Source organism: Mesorhizobium sp. WSM4816, from assembly GCF_055811535.1.
In genome coordinates this window covers 54767-63829 of the sequence record NZ_JBVVQR010000028.1, presented here as the reverse complement: position 1 = coordinate 63829, position 9063 = coordinate 54767, and the positions used below count along the sequence as shown (strand labels likewise).

Sequence of the window (9063 nt, the reverse complement as noted above, 5' to 3'; positions counted from 1 at the left end):
GCTCAGATCGTTTTATCAAGCAATTGCTTGATGGCATCCGCCTTGGTCACGCCAACAAGCCGACCGACTTCCGTTGCGCCCTTGAAGGTGATCAGCGTGCTCTGCATCCGCGCACCAAGAGCCCGAACAACCTCTTTTTGGGAATCGAAATCGACTTCGAAAACGGCCAGGTCTGCGTGCTCGGGCGCAGGCAGCAACTTGCCGAGCACCCGCTTCTGCGCCTTGCAGATCGGACACCAGCTGGCGGTGATCTCGACCAGGATCGGCTTGCCTGCCTTTTGCGCCTTTTCGAAGGCCTGCCGTGTGTAGGCCATGCGGCTGGCAGCCAGCGCCGCCGGAGCCGAGGCGAGGCCGGATATTGCGGTCAGGCCGATGAGGAAGGTGCGACGGTCTAGCATTTCTTGACTCCTGAAGGTGTCGGCGGGCAAGTAATCCCGCCATGGCGGACATGAGGATACGGTCCGTTGTTCGCGCCAGCGACGGCGAACGTTACAGGCTCGCGGAAATGTTACCGAGGCCGCGCTTCGCTTGTGCCCACGTGCATTCGACGCCGTCAGCAGCCATCAGGTGCTGACGCCAAGCGCACCAGTGGCTCAGCAAGCGCTCGGGATTATGGACGCGGCGGCGTAGCGGGCGACCTTGGCGCCGATGACGCCTGATGTATACGTATTGGCCTTGGCGCCGTGGACGCGGCCGATGCGCTTGCTGTCGAGCGGTCGACGGCCAAACATGCAGACAGGCCGAATAGCCGATCCTGAGCTTGGCGTGCCCCAAACTAACTTCTGACGACCAGCTGTAGGGCCAGATGATTAGCCAATCTCCCCCACAAGGGGGGAGATTACGCTTCCCCTACTCCGCCGTGCCTTCCTCGTATTCCGCCGACATCGACAGCCATTTTTCCTCATGGCCGGCCAGTGTCTGGGCCAGTTGCGAGCGCTCCTTGGCCAGCCGTGTCGCCGTCGACGGGTCCTTTTCGTAGACCGCCGGATTGGCGAGTTCGTCCTCGATCAAGTCGATGCGCTTGCGAATGCGGTCCATCAGCGCTTCGGTGGCGCGGATCTCCTTGGCCAGCGGCTCGAAGGCGGCGCGGCGCGCCGCCGCGTCACGGCGGCGGTCGGCCTTCGAGGCCTTTTCGGCCTCGCGCTTGCCGCGGCGGTCGCCGGCCACGCCGGTGACCAGCGTCTTGTAGTCATCGAGGTCCCCGTCAAAAGGATTGACCGTCCCGTCCTTGACCAGCCACAGCCGGTCGGCCGTTGCCTCGAGCAGATGGCGGTCGTGCGAGATCAGGATGACGGCGCCGGGAAACTCGTTCAGCGCATGGATCAACGATTCACGGCTGTCGATATCGAGATGGTTGGTCGGTTCGTCGAGGATGAACAGGTTTGGCCCCTCGAACGCCGACAGGCCCATCAACAGCCGCGCCTTCTCGCCGCCCGACAGGTCCTTGGCGGCGGTGTTCATCTTTTCGGTGGTCAGTCCGAACTGGGCGACACGGCCGCGCACCTTCGATTCCGGTGCTTCCGGCATCAGCCGGCGGACATGCTCATAGGCGTTTTCACTCGGTCGGAGATCGTCGAGCTGATGCTGGGCAAAGATCGCCACCTTCAGGCCGGGCGCCACCGTCATGGTCCCGGTCTCCTGCTGCAGGCGGCCGGACAGCAATTTGGCGAAGGTCGACTTGCCGTTGCCGTTGGCGCCGAGCAGTGCGATACGGTCGTCGGCATCGATGCGCAGCGTCATCTTCTTCAGGATCGGCTCACCCTCGACATAGCCGACATTGACGTTGTTGAGCGCAATGATCGGCGAGGCCACCGTCTTCACCGGCTCGGGAAAGGAGAACGGCCGCACGTTGTCGTTCACAATCGCGGCGATCGGCTTCATCTTCTCCAGCGCCTTGATGCGCGACTGGGCCTGTCTCGCCTTGGAAGCCTTGGCGCGGAAGCGCTCGACGAAGGACTCCATGTGCTTGCGTGCGGCTTCCTGCTTGACCCTGCCCTTCTCCTGCAATTCGCGCTGCTCGGTGTATTGGCGCTCGAACTGGTCGTAGCCGCCGCGCCAGAAGGTCAGCTTCTTCTGGTCGAGATGGACGATCGAGTTGACGGCGCGGTTGAGCAGGTCGCGGTCATGCGAGATCAGCAGCACCGTGTGCGGGTATTTCGACACGTAGTTTTCCAGCCACAGCGTGCCTTCGAGGTCGAGATAGTTGGTCGGCTCGTCGAGCAGCAGCAGATCGGGCTCGGCAAACAGCACCGCGGCGAGTGCGACGCGCATGCGCCAGCCGCCGGAGAACGACGAGGCCGGCCGCCGCTGGGCGGCGTCGTCGAAGCCGAGGCCGGCGAGGATGGTGGCGGCACGAGACTCGGCCGAATGGGCGTCGATATCGGCCAGCCGCATGTGGATGTCGGCGATGCGGTGCGGATCGGTCGCCGTCGATTCCTCATCGAGCAATGCGGAGCGTTCGAGGTCGGCCTTGAGCACGATCTCGATCAGCGGCTCCTCGGTGCCGGGAGCCTCCTGCGCCACCTGGCCGATGCGCGTGTTCTTCGGCAGACCGATCGAGCCGGTCTCGGAGGCGAGGTCGCCGGTGATCGCCTTGAACAAAGTGGTCTTGCCGGTGCCGTTGCGGCCGACAAGCCCTGCCTTGCTGCCGGCCGGCAAAGTCAGCGAGGCATGGTCAAGAAGCAGGCGTCCGGCCATGCGGAGCGAAAGGTCGTTGATGATCAGCATGGCCGCGCTTTTGCACGGGACGTCAGCGCTTCGCAAGACTTCGAGCGGCGGTTGGCCGCATAACGCATGAAAATGGCCGCCAGCGGCAGGTTGCCCGGTGCCGCGGGCGGAGAAAGAAGACGATTGATCCGATCGCCGGCCTCGCCGGATCAACGGACCAGCTCCGGGCTGGGCCGGCAACCGCTGCGATGGCGTGGCGCCTGGCGAGCATCGGCTTCTCGCAGCCGAAAACTGCGCATTTGTCAGTCAATTGCCGGTGCAAGGCGGTCGTCTTCGGCTATCGCGTCATGACGCAAGGGCAAGACTCAGCTATGTCTAGGTGTGCGGCGGACCTGATACCCGCCTGGCCGGCGTCATCGCTCCCCTCCCAAGCGGCGCCGGCCATCTTTCCTACAGCTTTCACTGCGCCGGCGGCGCGGCGGGTTGATCATCGCCTGGCGTCGCGTTGGGCGCAGGGTCGACCTGCGGGTTTTGATCGGCGCCGGGAGCCTTTGTCGGTGGAATGTTGTTGTCGCAAGCCGCGATTGCCAGCGCTGCGGCCAAAACGAGCCAGGTCGGGGCCAGCAAAGTTGAGAGCTTGTTCATCGCAACCTCCTGTCACCGGGCAAACGAGACGGTGCCGATTTGGTTGCACGCTCGGCAAGAGCTTGGGACGTTTTGGAACCCCGGGAACAAAACGAGAGAGGGGAACAAAACGCCGGCTCCTCGGTTGGTCCACACCAATGGAGAAAATCATGATCCGTCTGCTCATAGCCGGGGCGGCCGTCTATGTGGCCTACCGCATCGTCAGGGAAATCGTCGACGAGGTGCCCGACGACTTCGATCCGCTGTTGCTGCCGCCTCCCGATGACGACAAGTCGCTGCCGCGGCAGTCAGCGGCGATGGGCGTCGAGCCGCAGCGCTAGTTTCAGTTCATCGGTGGTGCGCCAGCAGGATCGGACGCATCGGACGCACGTACGAAAGCGTTGCGAACAAAGCAGAAACGATGCTTGATGGGCAATGAACCTCGCTGCCCGTGATTCGACCTTCCGGCCTGCCTATCTCGCGAAGCTGAATGCCGAGCAGTGCGTTGCCGTCGAGCATGGCGACGGCAAGGTCGCCGGGCCGCTGCTGGTGATCGCCGGGGCCGGCTCCGGCAAGACCAGCACGCTGGCGCATCGCGTCGCGCATCTGATCGTCAGGGGCGCCGACCCGAGGCGCATCCTTTTGATGACGTTTTCGCGTCGCGCCGCATTGGAATTGGCCAAGCGCGTCGAACGCATCGCCGGCGAGGTGCTCGGCCGCGACGCTTCCGTCATCACCGATGCTCTCACCTGGGCCGGCACGTTTCACGGCATCGGCGCCAGGCTGCTGCGCGACTATGCGCTGGAGATCGGCCTCGATCCGGCCTTCACCATCCATGACCGCGAGGATTCGGCCGACCTGATGAACCTCGCCCGGCACGAACTCGGCTTCTCGAAAACCGAAGGCCGTTTTCCGACCAAGGGCACCTGCCTGGCGATCTATTCGCGTGCCGTCAACGCGCAGGCGCCGCTCGGCGAAGTTTTGGGTTCGGTGTTCCCCTGGTGCGCGGGGTGGGCAGAACAGCTTAAGGCGCTGTTCGCCCGATATGTCGAGGCCAAGCAGGCGCAGAACGTGCTCGATTACGACGACCTGCTGCTCTACTGGGCGCAGATGGCCGGCGAGCCGGAGATATCGGCGCATCTGGGTGGGCGTTTCGACCATGTGCTGGTCGATGAATACCAGGACACCAACCGGCTGCAGGCCTCGATCCTCGCGGCGCTCAAGCCGGACGGATCCGGTCTGACGGTGGTCGGCGACGATGCGCAGTCGATCTATTCGTTTCGCGCCGCCGAAGTGCGCAACATCCTCGACTTTCCAAAACAGTTCGCCCGGCCGGCCGAGATCGTCATGCTGGAGCGCAACTACCGCTCGACCGAGACCATCCTGGCCGCCGCCAATGCGGTGATCGGCGAGGCCTCGGAGCGCTTTACCAAAAACCTCTGGTCGGAGCGCAAATCGACCGAAAAGCCGAAGCTGGTCAGCGTCCGCGACGAGGCCGAGCAGGCGAGTTACGTCTGTCAGGCGATCCTGACCGAGCGCGAGGCCGGCACGGCGCTGAAGGCGCAGGCCGTGCTGTTTCGCGCTTCGCACCACAGCGGGCCGCTGGAGATCGAGCTGACGCGCCGCAACATCCCGTTCGTCAAGTTCGGCGGGCTGAAGTTCCTCGACGCCGCCCATGTCAAGGACGTGCTGGCGGTGCTGCGCTTCGCCGAGAACCCGCGCGACCGCGTCGCCGGCTTTCGCGTGCTGCAGCTTTTGCCCGGCATCGGCCCTTCGGCGGCTTCGCAGATCGTCGACACCATGGCGACGTCGCTCGACGAAGCGATGGGGCTGGCGCGCTACCGCCCGCCGCAACGCGCCGCCGACGACTGGCCGGGTTTCGTCGCGCTGTTCTCGCAGCTTCGCGCCGGGTCGGGAAAATGGCCTGTTGACCTCGAACAGGTCAGGCTCTGGTATGAGCCGCATCTCGACCGCATCCACGAGGACGCGACGACGCGCCGGGCCGATATTCTGCAGCTCGAACAGATCGCCTCGGGCTATGCCTCGCGCGAGCGTTTCCTCACCGAGCTGACCCTCGATCCGCCGGATGCAACCAGCGACGAGGCTGGGCCGCCGCATCGCGACGAGGACTATCTGATCCTGTCGACCATCCATTCGGCCAAGGGCCAGGAATGGAAGAACGTCTTCGTGCTCAACACCGTCGACGGCTGCATCCCGATCGATCTCGCCGTCGGCTCGAAGGAGGATATCGACGAGGAGCGCCGCCTGCTCTACGTGGCGATGACGCGGGCCAAGGACGGCCTGCACCTGGTCATGCCGCAGCGCTTTTTCGTCCACGGCCAGGCGGCGCGCGGCGATCGTCATGTTTACGCCTCGCGCACCCGCTTCATCCCGGCCTCGATCCTCGGCGCCTTCGAACAGACATCGTGGGCGAGCGTCCAGGCCAGGGATGATCCGCGCCGCCAGCCGCAAGTGCGCGTCGACCTTGGCGCCCGCATGCGCGACATGTGGAAATAGGCCGCTCTTCGGCACGACGCTCATGCCACGGGGAGCCTGGTGGCGAAAAATCAAATTTCGGCAACATGGAACCTGATGCCGCAATCCGCGTTTCTGGGCGTCCTACCCCCGGTCGGAGAGCGGCGTCCGCCCGTCACCTCCGCCCAATTCGAGAGGCCAGAATGCACGATAAGACATTTTTCACCCCGGTCGCCGTAACCGTCGGCGCCGGCCATAAGCGCATGATCGCTTCGCTGTTCGACATGCATGAGTTCCTGACCGAGTTCCCGCCATCGCGGCGACGCCTGAGCTATGGCGCGGCGGTGAAGGCCTGCGAGGCGGCACGCGCCGGCGAGATCTCGCCCGAGGCGGCGCGCGACGCCCTGATCACCTTCGCAGTTTCGGCAGGCATTCTCTGGCCTTCGGCGCAGCCGGCAGTCTCGGTCAAGCCGATCTCCCGCGGCCAGGGCGGATACGCCGCCTGACTGGCCAGGCCTGTTTTGCGACTATGGCCCGCCGAAGATGCTGTTCGTCTTCGACGGGTTTTCCTGTCAATTCGACCCGGATAATCCGAAATCAGGCGTAGGCGCGGCCCTCTTCGCTGCGCTGGAACAGCGTCAGGTCGAGCGGCACCGAAGGCCGGCCGAGAATGGTCAGGATCGCGTGCGCCTGGCCGCGGTGATGGGTCTGGTGGTTGAAGAAATGATCAAGCGCCGGCGCAAGCCGCTGCGAGACGGTGCGCATATCGGAGACGGTCATGTAGGAGAAGCGGCCGGACAAAGCCTTGTCGCTTAACGCCCCAACCCAGTCGACGATCCTTTTGTCTTCGGCCTCGCGCGCCAGCCGCAAGCCCGGCAGGGCGCGGTGCAGGACCGTGTCGAGCCTGGCCGGCGCGTCGCCCTCGCCGGTAAAGCGCCTCATCCAGATGCGATCGGCAGTCAGAACATGGTTGAGCGTGCCCATCATCGAGCCGAAGAAGACCCCGACGTCGCGGTGAAAATGTTCCTCGTCGAGATCGGCGGCGGCATCGTAGATGCAGCTATTGGCCCATTGATTGTAGGCCGCAAACATCATGAAGTGCTGTTTCATCGTTTTTTCTCCGGCCCGCGAGACCCCGTTCCGGGTGCTTACCGCAAGGCCCACAACGTCGCTCTAGTAGACCGCAGGGAAGCTGCCGCCAATGACCATTCTGCTCTATGATCTCGTCGGACGCGATGGCGCCCGTCCGTTCAGCCCGCATTGCTGGAAGGCGACGATGGCGCTTGCCCACAAGGGCCTCGATATCTCAACCGTGCCGACACGCTTTCTCGAAGTGCCCACAGTTGAAGGCGGCGTTTTCAAACTCGTTCCGGTGATCCGCGACGGCGAGAAGGTGGTCGCCGATTCTTTCGCCATCGCGCTCTATCTCGACGAGGCCTATCCAGAGCGACCGACATTGTTTTGCGGCGACGGCGGCAAGGCGATGGCGCGCTTCGTCGAACGCTGGTCGCAACTGACCATCCACCCCTATGTCACCACTGCGGCGATCATGGACCTGCACGCCATGCAGGACGAGGCCAACGCCGCCTATTTTCGCCAAAACCGCGAGCAGCGCTTCGGCCAGAGACTGGAAGAGGTGGTGGCGGCGCGGGACGCCGGCCTTGGTGCCTTCCGTACCTCGCTGGAACCATTGCGCTCGATGCTTGCCTATCAGCCGTTCATCGGCGGCCAATCACCGCTGTTTGCCGACTACATCGTCTTCGGCGCGCTGCAATGGGCGCGTATCGCCTCACCCTACCGGTTGCTCGACGACAGCGATGTGGTGGCCCAGTGGTTCGAGCGCTGTCTCGACCTGCATGATGGGCTCGGCCGCAAGGTGGCGGCGGCTTCATAGGGGAGTAGGGGAGTAAGGGAGTAGGTTAGTAGGGAGTAACGAGGTTGGCGTCGGCGCGCATACCTACTGCCCTACTGCCCTACTGCTTACTGCCTTACTCCCCTACTCCCCTACTCCCCTACTCCCCTAGCAAAGAGACACCATGACCTCAGACCCGGAATTCCCGGACGATTTTCGCGCCGATCTGGTCAACCTCTTCCTGTGGCGGCGGGATGTCAGGCGATTCAGGCCGACGCCGCTCCCCGAAGGCGCGCTAGAGCGGCTGCTTGACCTCGCCAGCATTGCGCCCTCGGTCGGGCTGAGCCAGCCTTGGCGTTTCGTCATGGTCGAGAGCGCGGAATGCCGCGCCGCCGTCAAGGCATGCTTCGAGCGCTGCAATGCGGAGGCGCTCGCGTCGTTCGGCGGCGAACGCGCCGCGCTCTATGCGCGCCTGAAGCTTGCCGGCCTGAACGAGGCGCCTTGTCAATTCGCTGTCTTCGCCGACCGCGGGACGCAACAGGGACATGGGCTCGGCCGCCTGACCATGCCCGCGACCATCGAATATTCGGCGGTGATGGCGATCCATACTTTTTGGCTGGCGGCGCGCGCCGAAGGAATAGGCATGGGCTGGGTCTCGATCCTCGACCCGGCCGAAATGGCGACGATCCTGGATGCACCGCCGGAGTGGACGCTGATCGGTTACTTCTGCGTCGGCTACCCCTGCGAGAACCACAGCGTGCCGGAACTGGAGCGAGAAGGCTGGGAAGTCCGGCGCGCTTCGATGGTGATAAGGCGGTAGTGCAACGGCAACGCTGCCATCCTCCCTTGCAGGGAGAATGGATATTAGGATGATTTCGCCGATCGTCGGCGTTGCCGACAAGACACCATGGCAAAGCCAGCCGTGACGGCCTTGATCTGAGGAAGGGCACAAATGCTTCGCTACGACGTGCAGGCCGAGATCTGGGTCTATCCAGGCAAGGGCGGCTGGCATTTCGTGACGCTGCCGCCGGAGCTTGGTGCACGGATTAAGACGGCAATGGCGGGGATGGCACGACCCTGGGGCTCGCTTGGCGTGGAAGCCGTCATCGGCCAGACGAGATGGCGAACATCGCTGTTTCCCGACAAGAATCCGGCGGCCTGCTGTTGCCGATCAAGACGGCAGTGCGGGTCCGCGAAGGCCTTCGGGCTGGCGACACGGCCAAGCTGACAATCGAGATGAAGTTATGACAACATTGGTTTTGGCCGACGGCGACACGCTATGCGGCGGCTAAAGCACGTCGGCGACGCGCTTAAGTTCTTGTTTTTATGGATGTCGTTACGCAAATCCGCTGCGCACTTTGGCGCGAGATGCATTAGCGCCAGCCCCTTGGCAAGCCGGCGGGCGGCTTGTATAGAGCCCGCCACCGTGCATTCCACTCTCTATC

The 9063-nt window shown here is 63.9% G+C and carries 10 protein-coding genes and 1 pseudogene; 6 read left to right on the top strand and 5 right to left on the bottom strand.

Features of this window, described 5'->3' with window-relative positions; genetic code table 11:
- Nucleotides 1–2: 2 nt before the first annotated feature.
- The 4 genes and pseudogenes from AC0L3H_RS24475 to AC0L3H_RS24460 form a co-directional block, all read right to left on the bottom strand.
- A complete protein-coding gene (locus AC0L3H_RS24475; RefSeq protein WP_473587160.1) occupies nt 3–398 on the bottom strand; it encodes a thioredoxin family protein in 396 nt (131 codons plus the stop codon).
- Nucleotides 399–559: 161 nt separating this feature from the next.
- A pseudogene (locus AC0L3H_RS24470) lies at nt 560–774 on the bottom strand (molybdopterin oxidoreductase family protein); the annotation flags it as partial.
- A gap of 75 nt (nt 775–849) precedes the next feature.
- Nucleotides 850–2727: an ABC-F family ATP-binding cassette domain-containing protein gene (locus AC0L3H_RS24465; RefSeq protein ID WP_473587159.1), complete on the bottom strand. Its 1878-nt coding sequence runs from the start codon at nt 2725–2727 to the stop codon at nt 850–852.
- A 399-nt stretch (nt 2728–3126) separates the two neighbouring features.
- On the bottom strand, nt 3127–3312 hold the full coding sequence (locus AC0L3H_RS24460) for a hypothetical protein (RefSeq protein WP_473492384.1): 186 nt from the start codon (nt 3310–3312) through the stop codon (nt 3127–3129).
- 149 nt (nt 3313–3461) lie between these two features.
- Here AC0L3H_RS24460 and AC0L3H_RS24455 point away from each other — a divergent pair, with 149 nt between their 5' ends.
- The 3 genes from AC0L3H_RS24455 to AC0L3H_RS24445 all read left to right on the top strand — a co-directional run bounded on the left by AC0L3H_RS24455 (nt 3462) and on the right by AC0L3H_RS24445 (nt 6272).
- Complete coding sequence (locus AC0L3H_RS24455) at nt 3462–3632, top strand: hypothetical protein (protein ID WP_077375704.1); 171 nt, start codon at nt 3462–3464, stop codon at nt 3630–3632.
- A gap of 94 nt (nt 3633–3726) precedes the next feature.
- Nucleotides 3727–5808, top strand: coding sequence for an ATP-dependent helicase (locus tag AC0L3H_RS24450; protein WP_473587158.1), 2082 nt, complete (start codon nt 3727–3729; stop codon nt 5806–5808).
- Nucleotides 5809–5969: 161 nt separating this feature from the next.
- Entirely contained in the window at nt 5970–6272 is a 303-nt protein-coding gene (locus AC0L3H_RS24445; protein ID WP_473587157.1) for a DUF982 domain-containing protein, read from the top strand.
- 91 nt (nt 6273–6363) lie between these two features.
- Here the strand turns inward: AC0L3H_RS24445 and AC0L3H_RS24440 are convergent, their stop codons facing one another.
- Nucleotides 6364–6876: a DinB family protein gene (locus tag AC0L3H_RS24440; protein ID WP_473587156.1), complete on the bottom strand. Its 513-nt coding sequence runs from the start codon at nt 6874–6876 to the stop codon at nt 6364–6366.
- A gap of 91 nt (nt 6877–6967) precedes the next feature.
- Here AC0L3H_RS24440 and AC0L3H_RS24435 point away from each other — a divergent pair, with 91 nt between their 5' ends.
- From AC0L3H_RS24435 to AC0L3H_RS24425, 3 genes are all read left to right on the top strand, one after another.
- Nucleotides 6968–7660 (top strand): glutathione S-transferase family protein, encoded by a 693-nt coding sequence (locus AC0L3H_RS24435; protein WP_473587155.1) that lies wholly within the window; start codon nt 6968–6970, stop codon nt 7658–7660.
- A gap of 142 nt (nt 7661–7802) precedes the next feature.
- Nucleotides 7803–8438, top strand: coding sequence for a 5,6-dimethylbenzimidazole synthase (gene bluB, locus AC0L3H_RS24430; protein ID WP_473492379.1), 636 nt, complete (start codon nt 7803–7805; stop codon nt 8436–8438).
- Nucleotides 8439–8570: 132 nt separating this feature from the next.
- The gene (locus tag AC0L3H_RS24425; RefSeq protein ID WP_473587154.1) at nt 8571–8846 is read left to right on the top strand and encodes a DUF1905 domain-containing protein; all 276 of its coding nucleotides are present in this window, start codon (nt 8571–8573) and stop codon (nt 8844–8846) included.
- The last annotated feature ends 217 nt before the right edge of the window (nt 8847–9063 follow it).

Coding starts and splice junctions, on each gene's coding strand:
- AC0L3H_RS24445 (WP_473587157.1), top strand. CDS start 5,970: ATGCACGATAAGACATTTTTCACCCCGGTCGCCGTAACCGTCGGCGCC.
- bluB (WP_473492379.1), top strand. CDS start 7,803: ATGACCTCAGACCCGGAATTCCCGGACGATTTTCGCGCCGATCTGGTC.
- AC0L3H_RS24440 (WP_473587156.1), bottom strand. CDS start 6,876: ATGAAACAGCACTTCATGATGTTTGCGGCCTACAATCAATGGGCCAAT.
- AC0L3H_RS24465 (WP_473587159.1), bottom strand. CDS start 2,727: ATGCTGATCATCAACGACCTTTCGCTCCGCATGGCCGGACGCCTGCTT.
- AC0L3H_RS24475 (WP_473587160.1), bottom strand. CDS start 398: ATGCTAGACCGTCGCACCTTCCTCATCGGCCTGACCGCAATATCCGGC.
- AC0L3H_RS24425 (WP_473587154.1), top strand. CDS start 8,571: ATGCTTCGCTACGACGTGCAGGCCGAGATCTGGGTCTATCCAGGCAAG.
- AC0L3H_RS24455 (WP_077375704.1), top strand. CDS start 3,462: ATGATCCGTCTGCTCATAGCCGGGGCGGCCGTCTATGTGGCCTACCGC.
- AC0L3H_RS24435 (WP_473587155.1), top strand. CDS start 6,968: ATGACCATTCTGCTCTATGATCTCGTCGGACGCGATGGCGCCCGTCCG.
- AC0L3H_RS24450 (WP_473587158.1), top strand. CDS start 3,727: ATGAACCTCGCTGCCCGTGATTCGACCTTCCGGCCTGCCTATCTCGCG.
- AC0L3H_RS24460 (WP_473492384.1), bottom strand. CDS start 3,312: ATGAACAAGCTCTCAACTTTGCTGGCCCCGACCTGGCTCGTTTTGGCC.